At 36.5% G+C, this 20,651-nt stretch carries 16 protein-coding genes and 1 tRNA gene; 12 read left to right on the forward strand and 5 right to left on the reverse strand.

The window, feature by feature from the left end; genetic code table 11:
• Nucleotides 1–221 precede the first annotated feature (221 nt).
• Nucleotides 222–791, reverse strand: a complete 570-nt coding sequence (locus MKJ01_RS14760; RefSeq protein WP_241614918.1) for a Crp/Fnr family transcriptional regulator — start codon at nucleotides 789–791, stop codon at nucleotides 222–224.
• 78 nt (nucleotides 792–869) lie between these two features.
• Here MKJ01_RS14760 and MKJ01_RS14765 point away from each other — a divergent pair, with 78 nt between their 5' ends.
• Nucleotides 870–1,559: an HAD family hydrolase gene (locus tag MKJ01_RS14765; protein ID WP_241614917.1), complete on the forward strand. Its 690-nt coding sequence runs from the start codon at nucleotides 870–872 to the stop codon at nucleotides 1,557–1,559.
• 150 nt (nucleotides 1,560–1,709) lie between these two features.
• On the opposite strand, the gene MKJ01_RS14770 is transcribed toward MKJ01_RS14765, so the two are convergent.
• Nucleotides 1,710–2,909 carry an ATP-binding protein gene (locus MKJ01_RS14770; protein WP_241614916.1) on the reverse strand — a complete coding sequence of 400 codons (1,200 nt, stop codon included), beginning with the start codon at nucleotides 2,907–2,909 and terminating at the stop codon, nucleotides 1,710–1,712.
• Between the two features lie 169 nt (nucleotides 2,910–3,078).
• A complete protein-coding gene (locus tag MKJ01_RS14775; RefSeq protein ID WP_241614915.1) occupies nucleotides 3,079–4,422 on the reverse strand; it encodes a sigma-54 dependent transcriptional regulator in 1,344 nt (447 codons plus the stop codon).
• 421 nt (nucleotides 4,423–4,843) lie between these two features.
• On the opposite strand from MKJ01_RS14775, the gene MKJ01_RS14780 reads away from it, so the two are divergent.
• From MKJ01_RS14780 to MKJ01_RS14815, 8 genes are all read left to right on the forward strand, one after another.
• Nucleotides 4,844–6,085 carry an efflux RND transporter periplasmic adaptor subunit gene (locus MKJ01_RS14780; protein WP_241614914.1) on the forward strand — a complete coding sequence of 414 codons (1,242 nt, stop codon included), beginning with the start codon at nucleotides 4,844–4,846 and terminating at the stop codon, nucleotides 6,083–6,085.
• 43 nt (nucleotides 6,086–6,128) lie between these two features.
• On the forward strand, nucleotides 6,129–6,905 hold the full coding sequence (locus MKJ01_RS14785; protein ID WP_241614913.1) for a DUF2807 domain-containing protein: 777 nt from the start codon (nucleotides 6,129–6,131) through the stop codon (nucleotides 6,903–6,905).
• A gap of 36 nt (nucleotides 6,906–6,941) precedes the next feature.
• Nucleotides 6,942–8,399, forward strand: coding sequence for a DUF4932 domain-containing protein (locus tag MKJ01_RS14790; RefSeq protein WP_241614912.1), 1,458 nt, complete (start codon nucleotides 6,942–6,944; stop codon nucleotides 8,397–8,399).
• Nucleotides 8,400–8,433: 34 nt separating this feature from the next.
• Nucleotides 8,434–9,156 carry an ABC transporter ATP-binding protein gene (locus MKJ01_RS14795; RefSeq protein WP_241614911.1) on the forward strand — a complete coding sequence of 241 codons (723 nt, stop codon included), beginning with the start codon at nucleotides 8,434–8,436 and terminating at the stop codon, nucleotides 9,154–9,156.
• Between the two features lie 115 nt (nucleotides 9,157–9,271).
• On the forward strand, nucleotides 9,272–11,689 hold the full coding sequence (locus MKJ01_RS14800) for an ABC transporter permease (protein ID WP_241614910.1): 2,418 nt from the start codon (nucleotides 9,272–9,274) through the stop codon (nucleotides 11,687–11,689).
• 88 nt (nucleotides 11,690–11,777) lie between these two features.
• Complete coding sequence (locus tag MKJ01_RS14805; RefSeq protein WP_241614909.1) at nucleotides 11,778–14,195, forward strand: FtsX-like permease family protein; 2,418 nt, start codon at nucleotides 11,778–11,780, stop codon at nucleotides 14,193–14,195.
• A gap of 1 nt (nucleotide 14,196) precedes the next feature.
• Nucleotides 14,197–15,018: a GLPGLI family protein gene (locus MKJ01_RS14810; RefSeq protein WP_241614908.1), complete on the forward strand. Its 822-nt coding sequence runs from the start codon at nucleotides 14,197–14,199 to the stop codon at nucleotides 15,016–15,018.
• A 20-nt stretch (nucleotides 15,019–15,038) separates the two neighbouring features.
• Nucleotides 15,039–16,325 carry a TolC family protein gene (locus MKJ01_RS14815; RefSeq protein ID WP_241614907.1) on the forward strand — a complete coding sequence of 429 codons (1,287 nt, stop codon included), beginning with the start codon at nucleotides 15,039–15,041 and terminating at the stop codon, nucleotides 16,323–16,325.
• A 154-nt stretch (nucleotides 16,326–16,479) separates the two neighbouring features.
• Here the strand turns inward: MKJ01_RS14815 and MKJ01_RS14820 are convergent.
• Nucleotides 16,480–16,553 (reverse strand) — tRNA-Arg (locus MKJ01_RS14820).
• A gap of 47 nt (nucleotides 16,554–16,600) precedes the next feature.
• Between MKJ01_RS14820 and MKJ01_RS14825 the strand changes: the two genes are divergently transcribed.
• From MKJ01_RS14825 to MKJ01_RS14835, 3 genes are read left to right on the forward strand one after another with little or no spacing between them, the layout of a single operon-like run.
• Nucleotides 16,601–17,647: an ABC transporter substrate-binding protein gene (locus MKJ01_RS14825; RefSeq protein ID WP_241632684.1), complete on the forward strand. Its 1,047-nt coding sequence runs from the start codon at nucleotides 16,601–16,603 to the stop codon at nucleotides 17,645–17,647.
• 43 nt (nucleotides 17,648–17,690) lie between these two features.
• Nucleotides 17,691–18,335, forward strand: coding sequence for a monofunctional biosynthetic peptidoglycan transglycosylase (gene mtgA, locus MKJ01_RS14830; protein WP_241614905.1), 645 nt, complete (start codon nucleotides 17,691–17,693; stop codon nucleotides 18,333–18,335).
• Between the two features lie 13 nt (nucleotides 18,336–18,348).
• Entirely contained in the window at nucleotides 18,349–20,379 is a 2,031-nt protein-coding gene (locus tag MKJ01_RS14835; protein WP_241614904.1) for a site-specific recombinase, read from the forward strand.
• Here MKJ01_RS14835 and MKJ01_RS14840 read toward each other — a convergent pair.
• The gene (locus MKJ01_RS14840; RefSeq protein WP_241614903.1) at nucleotides 20,357–20,650 is read right to left on the reverse strand and encodes a DciA family protein; all 294 of its coding nucleotides are present in this window, start codon (nucleotides 20,648–20,650) and stop codon (nucleotides 20,357–20,359) included. The genes MKJ01_RS14835 and MKJ01_RS14840 overlap by 23 nt on opposite strands.
• Nucleotide 20,651: the final 1 nt, after the last annotated feature.

Here is a 20,651-nt window from a genome sequence, read left to right on the forward strand (position 1 = left end):
TTAGTCTTTTTTAATTGCAATCCAAAATTGCTAATTTTCTCGGAACTCTTTTTCCTAAATAAGTTTAAACAACTTCATTATTAAATTTATTTTAATCTCGTCAATTCTACAAGAATTTCACGTGACCTCAACAAATTTACGAAATAAAGACGGTGACCGATCTGACAAAATTTAAGTAAACTCAGTTGATTAATAGCAGGAAAAACAGGATTGCAAACATTTTAATAATGAGATGTGTTTTTCAAAACCCTGTTCAGGCTTCTGACGGTAACGCCAAGATAGGAAGCCATATCTTCTTTTGAAATGGAAATTTCCTGTCTGGATTGCAGCTCCAGAAGCTTTTCCAAGCTATACTCGATGGTATAGACCTGTTGATAAGAAGCTCTGCTTGACGTATTGATAATACGTTCTGTAAAAACATCCAACAGCAGGTTGTTCAGTTGAAGGCTGTTTTTGATAAGCTGTAAAAAATAGTCAGGAGAAATGGCATAAACCGTGACGTCTGTCATTGCTTCAATGTTACACAGGCATGCGATCTGTCTGATGAACTCAATTTCTCCGATGATCTCGCCACTGCCTAAAAATTCGACGATATATTCCTTCTCGTTATTTTCTGTAAAAAAACATTTGGTAATGCCGTCTTTTATGACCATTACCTTGGTTGCGTTTTCATTTTGAGCGAACAACTTCTGTCCTTTGTAGTATTGCTTTACGATAATATTTTCTTTCCGTTCCTGTTGTTCGTAAAGTTCTTGTATATAAGCTAAAAAAGATTGATTGGTTCGTAGCATATATTGGTCGGGACAAATGTCCTTTTTTCAGGTTATTACTTTTTTGAATTTTGCTTTTTCAAAATACAAAAATAAGAAATGAAAAACAAGATAAAAAGCATCGCTTTCGATGCAGATGATACGTTGTGGGTAAATGAACCCTATTTTCAGGAAGCCGAAAAGCAATTCTGTATGTTATTGGAAGATTACCTGCCTCAACATTCGGTGTCGCAGGAACTGTTTAAGACTGAAATGAAAAATCTGCACCTTTATGGTTACGGCGTAAAAGGTTTTGTATTATGCATGATTGAAACAGCAAGCAGGATTTCCAATGCTACCGTTCCTGTGAAATTGATTGACGAAATTATAACGATAGGGCACGACCTGTTGTTTAAACCTATCGAATTATTATCCGGTGTGTCTGATGCTTTGGAACAACTGAAAGATGATTATAGATTGATTGTAGCCACTAAAGGTGATCTGCTGGATCAGCAACGGAAACTGAAAAATTCGGGACTGGAAGATTATTTTCATCATATCGAAATCATGAGTGATAAAAAAGTTAGCGATTATCAAAAGTTATTAAAACATTTGGACTGCAAACCCGAAAATTTCCTGATGCTGGGGAATTCTATTAAATCCGACATATTGCCCGTTTTGGAACTGGGTGGCTACGCAGGTCATATTCCTTACTACGTAACCTGGGCACATGAACAACATGAACCTGATTTGAAGCACGAAAATTTTGTGGAGTTGAAAAGTATTGACAATATTCTTAGTTATTTATAGGAAACGGAATTGATAATACACATTGGAAGTGTCATGACAAAGTTCAGCCGGTTTTCAGAAATCGTTTTCGTAGTTTTGTTTAGTCAGCGGTATCATCGGAAACAGCAAAACAGCATTTAAGCAGGTAAATTAAATGTTTGATAAAAATTCTTATTCCAAAAACCACATTTCAAATAAACTTCCTTTTTCCAGGGGTCTGTAATTTAAATAACCTCTATGTGCTTCTATAATGCTTTTGCTGAGTGTTAAACCGATTCCGGAACCGGTGATTCTGGTTGTAAAAAAAGGAAGAAAGATTTTATCTCTGATTTCGGTTGAAACTCCGATTCCGTTGTCTTCTACACTTAGAACGGTTCTTTTATTATATATTTTGATTTCAGTTTTGATGATTTTTTCAGAATTGTCTGCAACAGCGTAAAGGGCATTTAGGTAAAGGTTTATTAAGCATCTTTCAATCATTTTTTGGTCAGCAAGAATTGTTTGATCTTCTAATGAATTGATCATTGTAATTTGATTTTTTTCAAATTCTTGTTTCAGGAAATTAAGTGCAGATTCTACAATGTTTTTTAATGAAATTGTTTTAAAAACCGGTTTTGGAAGTTCGGCAACTTGCCGGTAATCATCTACAAAATTCAGTAATTGTTTCGATTTTGAATTAATGATCATCAGACTTTCTTTCATATCCTGTTGGTCTTCTTTTTCTATAATATCCTGATTGGCAATGTATTCCATGTTTTGAATCAAACTGTTTACAGGCGTTAAGGTATTCAGAAGTTCGTGGGAAATTACTTTCATCAGATTGTTCCACGCCAGTTTTTCTTTTTGTTCGATGATTTTCTGAACGGATTCTAAACTGATAATGCAAAACTGATTTTTCACATTCTGAACTTTTTTTGTTCTTAGTGAAAACGATTGTTTCGTATTTTCATTAATCGAAATATCAAAAAATTCCTGAGAGTTTTCGTAATTGGTTTGCTCAATGATTTTATAAAATTCTGAGATTTTATGTTCATAAAGATTCCACGAATTGTATTTAGGGATTTCCAGAATTTCAAGAAAAACCGGATTCACGTAAAAAATTTCCCAGCCATTACTTTTCTTTGACAAAATAATCAGTCCGATTTCGAGTTGATTTAAAATTTCTTCATACAAAAGTTTATAAGATGACAATGACAAATGTTCTTCTTTGGTTTGATAATACAATTTCACAGCATTATCAATCAAATTATTGTCCTCAGCTTTCGGAAATAATGAAAAATCTTTTTTCTGAATCGCTAAAAGCAGTTTTTCCGTTTTTTGAATATAAGACAACGCAGAATTCTGCGCCAGAATAATGCAGGTCAAACTCACCAAAAAGAATAAAAGACAGTTAATCAACTTGTGTTGCAAATAAAAATCAAACGCAAAAATACCGCTGACAATCGCCGACAGGATAAATATCAACCAAACAAAACGACTCGAATTCATAGATTAAATATATAAAAATCCATCAACCAAAAACTATCAACAAACGACCAATTTATAATTCAAACTTCTCCATCCTTCGGTACAGCGCTGCTCTCGACAATCCCAGGTCTTCTGCTGCCAGAGAAATATTCCCGCGATGTTTTTTCAATGCCTTTTTAATTAGAATTTCTTCCATTTCTTCAATGTTGAGATTTACGATGGTATTTTCAGATTCTTCATCCTGAGGCATCAGTAATTTAAGGTTTTTCTCATTGGAAAGAATAACGCTTCTTTCGATGCAGTGGTCAAGTTCACGGATGTTTCCCGGCCAGGAATAATGTCTTAATTCTAAAAGTAAATTTTCATTTAAGGCCAAATCAGGTTTGTTATATTTCTGTTTATACTTATCCAAAAAATAATCAGCTAAATCATAAACGTCTTCAATCCGTTCTCTTAAACTCGGAATATTTAATTCAACTGTATTGATTCTGTAATATAAATCTTTACGGAAACGGTTTTCGGCAACGGCTTTTTTAAGATTTTCATTGGTTGCGAAAATAAATCGCACGTCTAACATCCGTTCTTTACTTTCTCCAATTCTCGACAGTTTACGGTTTTGAATCAGGCTCAATAATTTGGTCTGCAAATGAAGCGGAAGATTCCCGATTTCATCAAGAAAAATGGTTCCGTTTTCAGCATTTTCGATTTTTCCGGCGTAATCCTGATGCGCATCCGTAAACGCACCTTTTTTATAGCCGAATAATTCCGATTCAAAAAGATTTTCTGAAAGACTTCCCAAATCAATATGAACGAAAGGCTGGTTTTTCCGTCCCGACAACTCGTGAATGTGTTCTGCCAAAACATATTTTCCGGTTCCGTTTTCTCCTAAGAGCAAAACATTCGCATCAGTGGGTGAAACTCTTGTTATTTGTTCCATTACGTCTTTCATTGCAAAAGACAGCGTTTTCAATTGATATTGATTGGCTTTTATACTGACGTTTTCCCACTGATTCAGTTTCTTGTTTTTTCGGGAAATATCAACGGCAAGATTCACGGAAGCGTATAGTTTTTCATTATTCCAGGGTTTAAGAATAAAATCGGAAGCTCCGTTTTTCAAGGCTTCAACCGCTAATTCCACTTCGCCATAAGCGGTCATCAGAATAATCGGGAGCTGAGGTTCCAAAGTTTTTATTTCCTGCATCCAATACAATCCGTCCTGGCCGTTTTCAAAACCTTTCCTGAAATTCATGTCCAAAAGAACGGCATCAACTTGTTGTTCCGATAAAAATTTCAAAATATTCTTAGGCTGACTGAGACAGCTTACTTCCGTGAAAAACTTCTTGAGCCAGACTCTCGCCGAAAACAAAATATCTTCGTCGTCATCCACTATTAAAATATGAGCTTCTTTTTTTCGCATTAAAATTTAAGTTTTGGCTAAAGCCTTTTTATTTTGTCAACTTTTTTAAATGAGCTAAAGCCTATTTCTATTGATATTAATATCGTTGCCAATTTTTTATTTGTTGATTAAAATAACATCGACTTCTTGTGCCGGTGAAACGACAATTTTTATTTTGATAACATCTCTGCTGAACGACAATTTTGTTAGTAACTGTAACAATATTTTTAATCATTAATTTCGACCGAAAATAAAAATCATTTATCAATTATAATTCATCATTTATAATTTCTGTCCGTTTCCGCACAAAAAGTGTCCGGTAACGAACAGTCTTGAACTTAATAAATTGATCTTTATTCACATTTACAGCGAGTTATGAAGTTATAAATCTCTGGCACTTACATTGTGTAATAGCTTGTAGATAAATAAGTTATCGTCAGTTATGGATACGAAAATAGTAAAAAAGAAATCTAAAATAAAATTAATATCGATTATCGTTATTTCGGCTGTAGCGGTTTCAGTTTTTGGATGGTATTTCCTGAATCAAAAAAAAACGTATAATGTAAAGGCGGAAGATATCACGATTGATGAAGTAACGAAAGGTAAATTTGAAGATATGTTGATGGTGACAGCGCAGACGCAATCTCTTAATTCTTCTTTGGTAAATGTTTTGGAAGGTGGTGCAGTGAAAGAAGTTTTTGCGGAAGACGGGCAAATGCTGATGAAAGGACAACCTATCGCAAGGGTTTACAACCCTAATACGGAATTCAATTATCTGAATCAGGAAACGGGAATAATGCAACAGATCAGTCAGATGAGAAGTTCGCTTTTGGAACTGAAAAATCAGGAATTCAACCAGGATAAAGAATTGTTGCAATCGCAAAATGATTACAATACAGCATTAGAAAGTTTCAATCTTCAGAAAAGATTATACGATGCGGAAATCGGAAAGAAAACCGATTATGATATCAGTCTTCAGAATCTGAACTATCAGAAACAGAGAAAACAGATTGTAGAAAATGGCGCTAAAAATGAAAAAAATTCCAGAAATACTCAGTTTTCTGCCATCAATAATTCCATCGGCCAAATGGAAAAAAGCTTAAATATTCTTCGTTCCAACAAAAATAATTTCCTGATCATGTCGCCTGTTTCGGGAAGGTTGTCATCATTCAATATTTCGCTCGGGCAAAATCTGACAAGCGGAGAAAGTATCGGGAAAATCGATTTGATGGGCGGTTACAAACTCATTGCGAAAGTGGATGAATATTATATCAATAAATTAACGGTCGGAATCAAAGGAAGTCTGGACAATAACGGAAAAGAATATGAAGTCATCATCAGTAAAATCCTTCCGGAAGTGAAAGACGGACAGTTTTCTGTTGAGTTGAATTTTATTGATGCGAAAATTGAAAACCTGAAAATCGGGATGACGTTTGGTGTTAAACTAAAACTATCTGCCGACACGCAAAGTATGATGATTCCGAAAGGAAATTTCTACAAAGACACAAATGGAAAATGGATTTTCGTAGTGAAAGGCAACAAAGCCGAAAAACGCAACATCAGTCTGGGAAGAGAAAATCCTTTGTATTATGAAGTGGTTTCCGGACTGAAACAAGGCGAATCGGTCATTACTTCGGATTATTCGGAGTTGAAGAAATACGAAATGCTTGATATTCAAAAATAACAGTCAGAGACTGATTATTAAATAAAACTAAAAAAATATAACAATGCAAAAACTATTATTACTAATAATTACAATAATTGTCGGACTTTTTGTGACTTCGACAACATTGAAAGGAAATGATTTTTCAAATGGGATTCAGAAATCAGAGACTAAAACTTTTAATTTGAGTCCATTCGATGCTGTAAAAACTTCCCAGGCTATTGAAGTGGAAATTGTAAAATCAAACGAAGAAAAAGCCGTTGCGACAAGCACGCATTTGGCAGAACTTAAAATCGAAGTAAAAAATAAAATACTTTACATCCAATACAAACCCAATGTTTCGCTTCAGAACGCCGATACAAAAGTGGTTGTTTACGCCAAAAACCTTGTAAAAGCTGAAGCCGGAAATGCTTCGTCTATAAAAGTGAAAAGTGTTTTTGAAGTCGCTGAACAAACTTTCGAAAGTAATGGAAGCGGGAAAATTGATGCCGATTCAAAAGCTTCAGTTGTTAATATTAATACAAACAGTGCGGGTACCTTTTCAGGCAAAATCAATACAAAAAACCTGAATATTGACGCCAATTCTGCAAGTTCGGTGAAAATCAGCGGTTCTGCTGATAATACGGAAATCAATGTGGATAGTGCAAGTTCTGTGGATGCCAAAAATATGAATATCCAAACAGCAAAGGCAACGGCAAGCGCAACATCAACAATCACTTTAAGCGTTTCAAAAGAGTTGACCGCGTCTGCAAGTTCATTGGCTAAGATCAGATACAAAACATTGTCAGGAATCAAGTTTTCTGCGAGCAGAAGTTCTGGTGGAACCATCGATATGCTTTGATTTTAATAAACTATAAACTTAGAAAACTCAGATTAAATGAAGACCTTAAAGATGATTAATAAAAGCATTTTGACTTTGATGATGTTTTTATTGGCGGTGAATCTGAAATCTCAATCAAAAGTGGATGTGGAATTCAATCCTAATATTGCGACTTATTCCATTGCCGAATATTTGGTGGCAAAACATCAGGGAAGACTGTTTTATATCGACGGAAAAACGGATATCAGTTATCTCCCGCTCGCTGATTTGGCTAATAAGGAAATGGGGAAATATGATAATTCTAAAATCATAAAGGCGATGCAGGATTATTTGCAAATTGTCGGTCAACAGCAGGATTTGGCTTATCAAACTTTGATAAAGCACAATATTTTTCCTGCAAAAGGATACGCTTATGAGATTGAAGAAAATGAAAGAAACAAGAAAGAAACTGTAGAGCAATTTGCGGAACAATTGAGAGAATTTTACATCGAAAGAAAGCTGGGGATATTCTTCAAATCTCAAAGTCATTTCATTGAAGGTGCTAAAAACGAAGTCAGAAAAAATATTCCTGCGGGCTATATGATTAAAATGGAAAAGTATTATGGACAAAGATTTCTGGCTTACAGATTTTACGTCAATCCGTTTGATGTCCTGCCTTACAGCGAGGTTTTCTGGCACGGCAACGGACCGATGTTCAGGTCAGAAAAAGGACAAATTGCCAATATGATCAGCAGTGCTTACGTGCCTTTGAAAAAGAAAAATGACATCAAAGATTACACAGAATTTGGTTTTAATCATCAGGAAACGACCAACTTTTTAATCACGCACGAGTTCGGGCATTCATTTGTCAATCAATATTTAGGGCAATATGAAGCAAAAATTAATCAAAGTAATCATCTGATGTCTGAGGCTTTCATAAGCAAAATGGATGCACAAGGCTATTCTTACTGGCCGTCTTGTGTCGGCGAACATATCGTGAGAACGGGAGAAATCCGAATTGCGTTGGCAAACGCGAATCCTGAATTGGCAAAGAAATTAAGACAACAACACATCAAAGAAAATTCTTTTGTTTTGATTCCAGACTTTGAAAAGAAAATGGAAGAGTATGAAAATAACATAACAAAATATAAATCGTTTAAAGATTTTGTTCCTGAATTGCTAACTGTTCTGGATGAAACGAGTGTCGAGAAAATAAGAGCCAAATTGGGTTTGCCTAATGAAAAATATGAAGCGACCATAACGGTAAATGTTCCCGAAAACAGTGGCGATGTTTACATCACAGGCAATCAATCAAGTATTGGAAGTTGGAATCCTCAAAAAATTAAACTCGATAAAACCAACGAAACAACCAGGAAGATTACTTTTACAACATATCCGGATTTGAGATTCAAATTGACCAAAGGAAGTTGGGACACCGAAGCCAAAATCGATGGCATCGAAGAAGGTAAAGATGTTTCTCTGTTGCTTGATAAAAATACAACTCTGAATTACACAGTAAAAAACTGGAAACAATAATCAATCAATCCATAAACTTAAAAAATATACTACAATGATAAACATTCAAAACCTTTCAAAAGTCTATAAAACAGAAGATGTTCAAACCAATGCGCTTAATAATGTGAGCCTGCAAATCAAAGAAGGCGAATTCGTCGCAATAATGGGACCTTCCGGTTGCGGAAAATCAACTTTCCTTAATATTCTAGGACTTTTGGACAGCGCGTCTTCGGGTTCTTACCAATTTGAATCGGTTGAAACGATTGCGACTTCCGAAAAGAAAAAATCGGACATCAGAAAGAAAAATATCGGTTTTATTTTCCAGAATTTTAATCTGATTGATGAACTGACGGTTTTTGAAAACATCGAATTACCATTAATTTACAACGGCGTTTCTTCTTCAGAAAGAAAAAGAAGAGTGGAAGAGATTATGGAGAAAATCAACATCACTCACAGAGCAAAGCATTATCCACAGCAACTTTCCGGAGGTCAGCAACAGAGAGCGGCGGTTGCCAGAGCTTTGGTAACGAGACCAAAATTAATTCTTGCCGATGAACCTACGGGAAATCTTGACAGCTCCAACGGAAATGAAGTAATGAATCTCCTCGCAGAACTTCACAGAGAAGGTTCTACAATTGCAATGGTAACACACTCTTCCTACGATGCCGGTTACGCTTCCAGAATCGTGAATATGAAAGACGGCGAGATTTTCAGTGAAGAACATTCTTCTCAAAGAAAAGATGTTTTCGAAAAAGCAGACGCAAAAAATTTCGAATAATTGTTAAATAAGGAAGCCGGATGACGGAAGCTGGGTGTTTTACATTACAGGATCCTTCCGTTTTCCCGCAACCGACTTACAACATTATCATTCATTATCTTATCAACTATCGACTATGATTAACAACTGGCTCAAAATTGCCTTCATCAATTATAAAAAAAACTGGCTTTCCACCCTCATCAATTTGTTTGGACTGACCATTGGATTGACAGGATTTATGCTCATCCTTATGCATTGGAACGACGAAGAATCCTATGAAAGGTGGAACCCGAAGAAAGACCAGATTTATGCTTTCCAAACTTATAATAAAAAAGAAAACTCATATGGGAATAATATTTCTATTCCGATAGCAAAACGTGCAAAAGAGGTTATTCCTGATATTAAGGATTACGTCTTGTTCAAAAGTTCAGGACTGGGTTTCAAAATAACCACGAAGTCCAAAACAGTCTTCCAAGAGGGTGGAATGAATGTGTCGGATAATTTTTTCGAATTTTTTCCTTTCAAACTGGTTGACGGGAGTTCTAAAAATACTTTGAAAGATGGTGGCGTCATTGCACTCTCTACAACTGCTGCTAAAAATCTTTTTGGTAAAACCAATGTTGCTGGTGAAAGCCTGAAATTCAATAACAAAAATTTTGTTGTAACGGCAGTTTACGAATTACCGAAAGAAAACAGCCAGATAAAACCAGAGTTTCTTCTAAAGCCAGTAGAACCAATGAAAAACGATGAAAACCAATGGGGAAATTTCGGCTATGGTTGTTTTTTTATGCTTGGGAAAGATGCAGATCCTGTTATTGTTCAACAAAAAATTGTAAAGGATGTTTTTGAATATAGAGCCAAAATAAATGCTGGAGGTTCGGGCATCACACCACAAAAATACTTAGAGTTATATGGACCTAATGATTGTTTGCTTACGCCTCTTGATAAAATAAAACTCCATGCAAAAGCTTCCTGGTTTGGAAATCCAGACTTCAAAACATTAATGATTCTGTTTACACTTTCTGTTTTGATTGTTATTTTATCTGCGATTAATTTTATTAATCTTAAAACAGCTCAGGCTTCTCAGCGTGCCAAAGAAATTGGCGTTAGAAAAGCCATTGGAAGTACGAAACTGAGCCTTGTTTTACAGTTTTTGCTGGAAACTTTTCTGATTTGTCTTGCGTCATACTTTCTGGCTTTAGCTTCAACGGAGATTCTTTTGCCAAGTTTCAACAAGTTTTATGATAAAGAAATGGTGATGAATGACTGGCATATTTACTTCTACTCATTTGCAATGGTTTTAGTGGTAACGTTGATTTCGGGATTAATTCCGGCCACTTACCTTTCCAACTTCAAAGCGATAGAAACCCTGAAAGGTAATTTCGCCAGAAGCAAACACGGTGTTTGGCTCAGAAACGGAATTCTGACATTGCAATTGATCATCTCTTCATTCTTCATTATTGGCGGATGGATTGTCAGTCAGCAGGTCAAATATATGATGAATAAAGATTTGGGCTTCAGTGGGAAACAAATTATGATGATCAACTTTAGCGAAGAAAATCCTAAACCCTGGCTTAAATACGAACGGCTTAAGAATGAAATGAGGAAGATTCAAGGCGTAACCGATATATCCTACGGAGAAGCTGTGCCTGGAAATGGCAGATCAAGCGATTCCAATATGGATTATATGGATAAAAGCATACAAGCCCAGCACGGATCAATGGATTATGATTACCTGCAATTCATCAACGTAAAACTAAAAAAAGGTCGTTGGCTCGAGCAAAACCTTGCATCAGATACTATAAGCAATGTTTTAGTCAATGAGGCTTTTGTACGAAAATTTGGATGGAATGATGAGGAAGCTTTGAAGCGTGTATTCCATCCCGGGTTTGACTATCAGAAAGATTATCACATCGTAGGAATTGTAAAAGATTTTAATATTAAAAATCTACAAACTACGATAGAGCCAATTGTGTTTTTTCATTATAAAGAAACCGATTGGAAACGATTCGATGTTTATAATATCCAATTGAAAATAAATCCAGACGACATCGACGGCACCGTAAAAAGGCTGAAAACCTATTGGCAAAACAATGTAGAGCCAGGTTATCCTTTCGATTATTATTTTCTGGATCAGAAATTCGCAGAGAGTTTTGTTAAATACCAAAAGCAACAAACACTTTTCACCATCCTGAATGCCATGGTTTTGGTGGTAGCACTATTAGGATTATTTGCGTTGTCCTCATTAATGATCGGGCAGAAGCTGAAAGATGTAGCGATTAGAAAAACTTTGGGCGCATCAGACAGAACATTGATTTTAGGATTGACGAAACAATTTCTGTGGATTACTTTGATTGCTGTTTTAATCAGTATACCAATCAGTTATTACCTGATGAATGAGTGGCTGAAGGATTTTGCCTATCGAATTGACATGCCGGTTTTCCCGTTCGTTCTGAGTTTGATTTTGTTATTGATACTGACCTTCGCGGTTGTCAGCGTCAAAGCTTACCAGGCCACGAAAGTGAATCTTGTGAAATATCTGAAATACGAATAAACTCGAAGTTGGAAGCTCGATGATGGAAGTTTTTCCATAAAATAATTAACATCCATTATCCACTAAAATCATTTATCACTTATCACTTATGATTAAAAACTGGCTCAAAATAGCATTCATCAACTATAGAAAAAACTGGCTTTCCACGATAATCAATATCCTGGGATTGAGTGTTGGTTTGTGTGTTTTCCTGTTGATTTATATCCATTGGCAGGATGAGAAGTCCTATGAACAGTGGGTTCCGGACAAAGAGAATATCTATTTTGTGGAGAATGGAAGTCCTGCTTTTGGGATAATGTCCAGCTCCAGTTATCCGGAGATATTTGTCTCGAAAGAGAAATTCTCAGAGATAGAAGATGGATTGGTTTATAATGAATGGGGCAAGCAGAAACTCACTGTCGGCGATAATTCCGCTTATGTTTCGGGCTCCGCTTCTATTGATTCTTTTTTTAAGTTTTTTCCGTTTGAAAAAGTGGCGGGAAATTATCAGAATGCTTTGTCAGATGACGGAAAAATAGCTTTGTCTGAGAAAACGGCTAAGTTATTATTCGGTGATGATTATCTGAATGCTGTCGGCAAATCGGTGAAAAGTGATGCTGATGATAAAATATATGTAGTCAGTACTATTTATAAACTTCCCGAAGGCAATACGGTTTTCAAACCGGATTTCATACACAGAAATCCTTATATGGAAGAATCCAAAGATAAATGGACCAACTATAACTATAATGGATTTTTCAGGTTGAAACCTGGGACGGACATCAAAGCTCTGGAACAAAAACTCTCCAGACAGATGCAGGAACAGGACGTGATTGCTTCCAAAAAATGGGGCTATAAAATTGATAAGAAAAACCTTGCAACGGTTTATCTGACGCCATTGAGCAAGATGAAACTCGATGCCAGAAGCAATGGTATCAACAAAGGCGATAAAAAATCGATTATGATTTTGCTGGGATTATCTGTTTTGATTTTAGCATTGTCGGGCATCAATCTGATTAACCTCAAAACGGCTCAGGCATCACAGAGAGCGAAAGAAGTTGGCGTGAGAAAAGTGGTAGGAAGTACAAAATCCGGTTTGGTTTTACAGTTTTTGCTGGAAACTTTTCTGATTTGTCTGGTGGCCTACGTGATTGCCTTCGCAATGGTCGAATTATTTTTGCCTTCTTACAATCAATTTCTGGGCAAAGAAATTAAGTTATCCGACCCGAAATTATTCATCTATACAGGATTATTACTGATTCTATTTTCATTGATTTCGGGAATGATTCCGGCACTTTATCTGTCCGATTTCAAACCCATCAATACGTTGAAAGGCAATTTTGCAAGAAGCAGAAATGGTGTCTGGCTGAGAAATTTTATTCTGACTCTACAATTGGTCATCTCCTCGTTTTTCATTATCTGTTCCTTGATTATCCATACGCAGGTCAGCTATATGATGAATAAGGACTTGGGTTTCCAGGGTGACCAGGCGATACAGATTTATTTCAAAAAAACGAATTGGGAAAACGGTTTTAATTTCAAAAAATACCAAAGACTGAAAGCTGAAATGGCAAGAATACCAGGTGTGACGGATGTTACGGGCTCTGTCAATTCTTTGGGAAGCGGTACGGCCAATGCTTCAATTGTTAAATTGGCAACCGACACCACCAAAACGGTCCAAACGATGTTGGGAGGAATTGATGAGAATTTTTTAAGATTCTATAAGATAAAGTTCCTTTCCGGACGTGACCTGAACTGGAAAAAGGCGTCTGACACTATCAGCGGCGCCGTGGTCAATGAAACTTTTGTCGGCAAATTCGGCTATAATCCTAAAACTGCTTTGGGAAAAGAATTTTTCACAGGCTGGGATGGCAAGAAAAAATATCAAATTCTTGGCGTGGTAAAAGATATAAATTACAGTGGTGTGAATCAGCCTGTAGAACCGATTGTTTACTTTAACTATGACAGAAACTGGGTGAAAAATAATATGAGCAACCTGCAAATCAAAATCTCTGGCAATGATATCAATGGGACTTTGGAGAACATCAAGGAATTCTGGATCACCAAAGCTGAACCAGGTTATCCTTATGAGTATGAATTTGTAGATAAACAATTTGCCAAAACGTTTGAAAAATTTCAGAAACAGCAGACCTTATTTACAACTTTGAATATCGTGGTCTTAGTGATTGCCTTATTGGGATTATTTGCCCTGTCATCCTTATTAATCGAACAAAAACTGAAAGATGTTGCCATCAAAAAAACATTGGGCGCAAGCGAAAAAACCATTGTCTGGGATTTGACTAAAAGATTTTTATTGATTTGTTTCATTGCCGTTTTAATGAGCATTCCATTTAGTTATTATGCAATGAATGAATGGCTGAAAGATTTTTCTTACCGAATCGATATGCCCGTTTGGCCTTACGTCCTGAGTATGATTTTGTTGTTGATTTTGACATTCGCAGTCGTGAGTTTCAAAGCCTACCGCGCTACAAAAATCAATCTTGTTAAATATTTAAAATACGAATAAAATGAAAAAACTAATCATCATTCATTGTTTACTAATTATCAATCTGGCTTTTGCTCAGACCAATCGATTCATTTACGAAATGGAAATGAGACTGGCTGGAAAGCCAATGAAAATGAATATGGTTTTGGACATCGATAAAGAGTATACCAAGTTCTATGATTATGATTTCCTGAAAAATGATTCTATCAGCAGGAAAACCGGAGAAAACTGGCAGTACAATACACAATCTGACCAGTTAATTCTGAGAAAAACCAATTCCAATGAGAACAGGTCATTTCATGATAATATGTTCGATTATTTTGTGATTGATTCTAAGGATGAGGTGAATTGGAAAATCGAAAAGGATATAAAGAAAAAGGGCGAATACACACTGCAAAAAGCAAGCACGGATTTCGGCAGAAGACAATGGACGGCTTGGTTTTGTTCCGCGATTCCTTTTCACGAGGTACCTTATAAGTTCAGAGGCTTGCCAGGTTTGATTTTCGAATTGCAGGATGATAAAGGCGATTACAGTTACATGCTGTCTAAAAGCATCAATCTTCCGGAGACTTTTGTGACTACCCATTTTTTAGAAACGCACTACGGCCATCAGCCTGTCAAAGTGACTTTGAAGCAATTCCAAAAAGTGAAACTCGATTATTACAATGACCCTGTTGCAGAAATAAGAAATAATCTGAAAAATGGCGGAACGGTTATTATTGGCGGCGAAAAAATCACCCGTCAGGAACAGCTCGATCAGAAGAGGAAATATATGCAGGAGAGCATCAAGAATTACTACAATCCCATAGAACCGGACAAAGCCATCGCTTACCCCAAAAATTAAATTGTCAACAAAGACCAACAATGAAAAAGCTATTCTTCATATTATTAATTAACTTTCTTCCAGCCCAGCAAAGTTGGACACTTCAGCAATGTCTGGATTACGCTTCTGCCAATCATCCGTTGGTAAAGCAATCTGTGGTCAATATTCAAAAAAATGACCGTCAGATTTCGGCCTCGAGAGGAATGTTGTTGCCGTCTGTGGATGCAGGAATCAATCACAATTACAATTTCGGAAATGGGATTAATCAGGCTAATAACCAAAGAGAAACCATCAATACCCTGAATGACCAAGTCTATGCTCAAGCGAACTGGCAGTTGATGAACTGGCGGAATTTCCTCAATATCTCCCTCTCAAAAATCAACAAACAAACTTCTACTTTCCGTATGAAAAAAACGCAGAATGAGATTAAAATGAATGTCATCCAGATGTTTTTCACCTATCAAAACAGTAAAAGCTGGCTCGATGTTTTGCAGACACAATTGGCCGGAATCGAAGACCAAATCAAACGCACCGAAAAGGAAGTGGAAATAGGAAACCGTCCGAAGAGCGACATCTACGACATCAAAGCTAACCTTGGAACAATGCAGGAACAGTGGGTTTCTGCCAAAAATTCCCGAGACCTTTCCAAAATCAATTTGCTCAGTGCATTGGCGATTACAAAAGATACTCTGGATTTCACGATCACTGAGGGAAATCTGGCAGTCAATAATTTTAACGATGCCAGTTTCATCCAGAATCTTCTCGAAATAAATCCGGCTTATCAAACCGTTATAACAGAAATCAAGGCACAGGAAAAAAATGTCAATATCGCAAAATCGGCCTATTTACCAACGTTGAACGGCTCTTACATATGGTCCAGTTTTTACAACAAAACTTTGGGCGAATCTGCGGACAGTTTTTCCGAACAGTTTAAAAGAAACAAAAATCAGCAGTTAGGTTTCGGTTTGAACATTCCGGTTTTCAACAAACTGCAGGTCAAGAATAATGTTGAGATTGCCAAACTGAACGTCATCAATTCCAATTATGAAAAAGATATTGTCATCAATGATTTGACGAAAAGTATCAATTCTATCAAAGCCCAATTCCTGAATGCGCAGGAAAAATACAACCTTCTCGAACTCAATTTTGAAAACCAAAGACTCTCATTCCGGAAGTCAGAAGAAAAATACAGAGAAGGATTGATGGATGCGTATACGTTTTTTGTTGTTAGAAATAACTGGCTGCAGGCAAATTATAATCTGATCAACAGTAAAAATGAAGTTATGCAGCAGACAGAATTGCTAAAAATATTTCAGTTTGATTATTGATATGTCAAAATTTATTTTCTAAAAAAGGCTGACGATTTCGAAACGGAATGATCTACCTTAAAGCACGCCAATGAAAAAACGGGTGCACTTTTTGCAAATAGTAAATAATATTAAAAACGGCGTCACTTTAAGACAAGTAACGCCATAGCTTTTGTGACCTCGACAGGATTCAAACCTGTAACCTTCTGAGCCGTAATCAGATGCGCTATTCAGTTGCGCCACGAGGCCGTTTGTAAAGGTTTGCAAATATAATACTTTTTTACGTTCTTTGAAAGATGAAATCAAGAATTTTACTATTAATCGCATTTTTATCGCTAACATCTTGTAAAAGAGAATCAAAAATTTCGCTTTCAAAACCTGTTGTTATCTCAAATTCGGTAGAATATAAAGAGGAAAATGGAAGTCTTCATATAAAATCAGGAAATTTCACATATGATTTTAAGCAAAATCAGATCCCTTTCAAAAAAATTATTCTTTTAAATTCAAGTATGGCAGGATATATTTCAGCACTTGGAGCGGAAGGCCTTATAACAGGCGTTTCAAGTCCGGAATATATTTATGATGAAAAGATTCACACTTTATTAAAAAGCGGAAAAATTCAGGAGGTAGGAAATGATCAGAAATACAATGTGGAGAAAATCATCTCGCTGAAACCGGATGCTGTTTTTACCAACCACATCGCAAGTTTTGACAATACCTATCAGTTGCTTAAAAATAACGGGATCCAGGTGATTTTTCTTGACGAATATATGGAGCAGGAGCCTCTTGAAAAAACCGGTTATATCAAACTGTTCGGAAAGCTCTTGGGAAAAGATAAAGAAGCTGAAAAAGCATATCAGGAAATTGCCGGAAATTACGATAGTCTGAAGCGCCTGGCTTTACAGTCTAAAGCAAAACCTGTTGTCCTGGCTAATGAAATGTACGGTGATGTCTGGTACCTTCCAGGCGGAAAAACATCAACTGCCCGCTTTATTTCTGATGCTAATGCCCAATATATCCTTAAGGCTAACACTGATGAAAAAGCAGTAACCATGAGTTTTGAAGAAGTGTACGCAAAATCAGGCTCTGTTCAGTATTGGGTCAACGCAGGGAATCACATATCAAAAAAAGAAATGTTGGGCATGAATCCTTTCTATAGTAAGTTAGATGTTTTCAACAAAGGGAAAGTATATGTCATCACAGGGAAAGAGAAGGGGCAGGCTAATGATTTTTTTGAAAGTGGCGTTGTAAGATCGGATCTTGTGCTGAAAGATTATATCAAAATATTCCATCCTGAACTTTTGCCGGGATATCAGTTATCCTATATGAAAGAATTGAAATAAATCAGACTATTTCCTTACTTTTGGCATTCTTTTAAACAAGATTATGTGGAATAAAATTAAAAAAATCATATTCATCATTCTCGTTCTGAATGTATTGTTTATTGTATGGGGAAGATTTTTTAATCCGCCTATTACGATTACACAGATCGGAGGCCTTTTAGAATACGGAAGGCTTCAGAGGGATTACATTTCTTACGATGAAATGGGAAACAATGTAAAAAAAGCGGTTATTGCATCAGAAGATCAAAACTTCTTTATCCATGACGGTTTCGATTATAAAGCCATCGAAAAAGCCATGAAGAGCAATAAGAAAGGAAAAAAACTTCGGGGCGGAAGTACGATCTCCCAGCAAACGGCTAAAAATATATTCCTTTGGCAGGGAAGAAGCTGGCTGAGGAAAGGGCTCGAAGCGATGTACACCTTCATTATTGAAAAAGTATGGACCAAGGATATTATCCTTGAGAGATACCTGAATTCTATTGAAATGGGACAGGGTGTTTTTGGAATAGAAGCCGCTTCGCAATATTATTTCGGAAAATCTTCAAAAAATCTTACGGTCTCTGAAGCTGCCTGGATTGCAGCCGTTTTACCCAATCCCAAAAAGTATGACCCTAAAAACCCTTCTGCATATCTGAGCAAAAAACACAGCTGGATTATGAGACAGATGAGGAATGTGAGTTTGAAATAGTATCTTTGCAGGAATGAAACTCTTTAACTCCAGCATAAATTTTGAGTCTGTTCTTAAAAAATACTTTTCTTTTAAGAACGAGACACTCTCTCTGGAGCCGCTTGCGGAATTCCTGGAGGGAATAAAAAGTGCGGATTTCACGGAGGTCCTTAATTTTTTCAAGAGCCATCCTCAGATTACTGATAGTTTTAAACAGTATCTGCATCATATTTTCAGGGATAAAACTTTTAATCTGTCACTGACTGAAGCCAATATCCTGTCTGAAAACGCCTTTGTGCCTGAACTCAAAAAAAGGATTCTTAACAAAGTGCTGCCTCCGGTTGTCAACGAAAAGACCATCTGGTACATGATTGACAACGTAAGTTTCAAGCCGAAAAATGATCTGGAATTCCTTCATAATATTCCTGAACACGAAATTAATGAGTTTTTCCGTTTGCTCGGGATCTCAGATTTTATCATTATGCCGGATGTAAAAAAGGAAATTCTTTTCTCTATGAACATCCTTTCGTGGCGGGTAACGGGATCTGCTATGGAAACCGAGGTGGTAAGGATGGCACCTGAATACCGTAATTTCGACAATCCGTTCCTGGCTTTGCAAAACGAGCTTGAAGAACTTGCCTCCGAATTTGAGAAGAATCCACGGCTGCAGCTGCATTCAAAAGACAGCAGGTATAAACAGATTAAGATTTATATCGAGCAGTGCCTGGAGTTCGTTACGATTGCATTTAAAAATTCTTCCAGGTATGGAATTTCAGGAAAGATTAATCAGTCTTTGTTAAAAATCCGCCAGCAGGTTCAGCGGATTTTTGAGATTGTCCAGTTACTGGTCATCGATAATGAAAAAGATATTTTAATCAATTCAAAACAACTTGTTTTTAATATTTTAAGATATAAATCTCACCGGAATAATATTTCTGAGCTGATCAATGACAGCACAAGGCTTATTTCGCATTTAATTACCAACCATACGGCAGAAGCGGGCGCCCACTATATTACGTCAACCCGGAAAGAATATATGAATATGTTCTATAAAGCCAGTGGGGGAGGGATTATTGTCGGTGCTTTATGCGTATTGAAAATGCTGTACGGCTACATTCCCGGAAGTGATTTTTCACATGCATTTTTATATTCCATGAATTACGCCATGGGTTTTGTGATGATTTACCTGATGAGGTTTACTTTAGCGACGAAACAGCCGGCCATGACTGCGGCTACGATGACAAAAGTATTGTCAGAAGAGGGAAATATTAAAAGTGACAGTACGGAATTTGCCCATCTGGTTTCAAAATTATTCAGAAGCCAGTTCATTGCTTTTGTTGGGAATGTACTTTTGTCCTTTCCCATTGCTCTGATTATTATTTACGGACTCGATGTTTTTTTTTCGCAGAATGTAGCTGTGGAAAGATCAGATAAACTGTTGAAAGACCTTGATCCTTTTCAGTCCAAAGCGATTCTTCACGCATGTATTGCGGGGTTTTATCTTTTTATTTCAGGAATTATCTCAGGAAATATCGGAAACAATTCTGTTTTTTACCAGATACCGGAAAGAATTTCCAAGAATATTCCGATCAGAAGGTTTTTCGGAAAAAATTTCGCAAAAGGCATGTCTGCATATTATGCTAAAAACTGGCCCGGAATCGTATCCAATTTTTGGTTTGGGGTATTTTTGGGTGCCACTGCACCGGTTGGATTATTTTTAGGCTTGGATCTTGATATCCGCCATATTACATTTGCCGCGGGGAATTTTGCCATCGGATTATATGGAAAAGATTTTTCGGTGGATGCTTATACGTTCTGGATTTCTTTTATTACGGTTTTCCTGATCGGGTTCTTTAACTTCCTGATAAGTTTCAGCTTATCGATGTTCCTGGCATTCAGATCCAGAAAACTGAATTTCGGGCAGGTAAGTGAGATTTATAAAGAAATTTTCAGATATTTTATGAAAAATCCGTTACGGTTTTTCCTTCCGTTAAGCTCCGGGCTGGATAAAAAAACGGATGATCTGATGAACAGTACCATCGCTACAAAATCCGGAGATCATTAAACTGATCCGCTCCGAATTTATCCTGGAATTTTTTCAGATAAAAACTTTTACGCATCTGGAAATCATGTTTTAATAAAGGTGAATTGACGGTTATGACAATGCATTTATCCTCTATATTCACACTTCTGATTTCCCGGAACAGGCCTTCATCAAGATATTCTTCCAGAAAATCTTTAATTTCAAAAGCGATAAGCTTATTTTCAAAACCGTAAATCCGGGCAAAAGATTTTACGAGATCCGAAGATTGGTATTCACGTCTTTTTTTCCTCATG

The organism is Chryseobacterium sp. SSA4.19, assembly GCF_022601875.1.
Classification (GTDB): domain Bacteria; phylum Bacteroidota; class Bacteroidia; order Flavobacteriales; family Weeksellaceae; genus Chryseobacterium.

Coding starts and splice junctions, on each gene's coding strand:
- MKJ01_RS14840 (WP_241614903.1), bottom strand. CDS start 20,650: ATGAGGAAAAAAAGACGTGAATACCAATCTTCGGATCTCGTAAAATCT.
- MKJ01_RS14835 (WP_241614904.1), top strand. CDS start 18,349: ATGAAACTCTTTAACTCCAGCATAAATTTTGAGTCTGTTCTTAAAAAA.
- MKJ01_RS14810 (WP_241614908.1), top strand. CDS start 14,197: ATGAAAAAACTAATCATCATTCATTGTTTACTAATTATCAATCTGGCT.
- MKJ01_RS14825 (WP_241632684.1), top strand. CDS start 16,601: ATGAAATCAAGAATTTTACTATTAATCGCATTTTTATCGCTAACATCT.
- mtgA (WP_241614905.1), top strand. CDS start 17,691: ATGTGGAATAAAATTAAAAAAATCATATTCATCATTCTCGTTCTGAAT.
- MKJ01_RS14790 (WP_241614912.1), top strand. CDS start 6,942: ATGAAGACCTTAAAGATGATTAATAAAAGCATTTTGACTTTGATGATG.
- MKJ01_RS14815 (WP_241614907.1), top strand. CDS start 15,039: ATGAAAAAGCTATTCTTCATATTATTAATTAACTTTCTTCCAGCCCAG.
- MKJ01_RS14805 (WP_241614909.1), top strand. CDS start 11,778: ATGATTAAAAACTGGCTCAAAATAGCATTCATCAACTATAGAAAAAAC.
- MKJ01_RS14780 (WP_241614914.1), top strand. CDS start 4,844: ATGGATACGAAAATAGTAAAAAAGAAATCTAAAATAAAATTAATATCG.
- MKJ01_RS14765 (WP_241614917.1), top strand. CDS start 870: ATGAAAAACAAGATAAAAAGCATCGCTTTCGATGCAGATGATACGTTG.
- MKJ01_RS14795 (WP_241614911.1), top strand. CDS start 8,434: ATGATAAACATTCAAAACCTTTCAAAAGTCTATAAAACAGAAGATGTT.
- MKJ01_RS14800 (WP_241614910.1), top strand. CDS start 9,272: ATGATTAACAACTGGCTCAAAATTGCCTTCATCAATTATAAAAAAAAC.
- MKJ01_RS14775 (WP_241614915.1), bottom strand. CDS start 4,422: ATGCGAAAAAAAGAAGCTCATATTTTAATAGTGGATGACGACGAAGAT.
- MKJ01_RS14760 (WP_241614918.1), bottom strand. CDS start 791: ATGCTACGAACCAATCAATCTTTTTTAGCTTATATACAAGAACTTTAC.
- MKJ01_RS14785 (WP_241614913.1), top strand. CDS start 6,129: ATGCAAAAACTATTATTACTAATAATTACAATAATTGTCGGACTTTTT.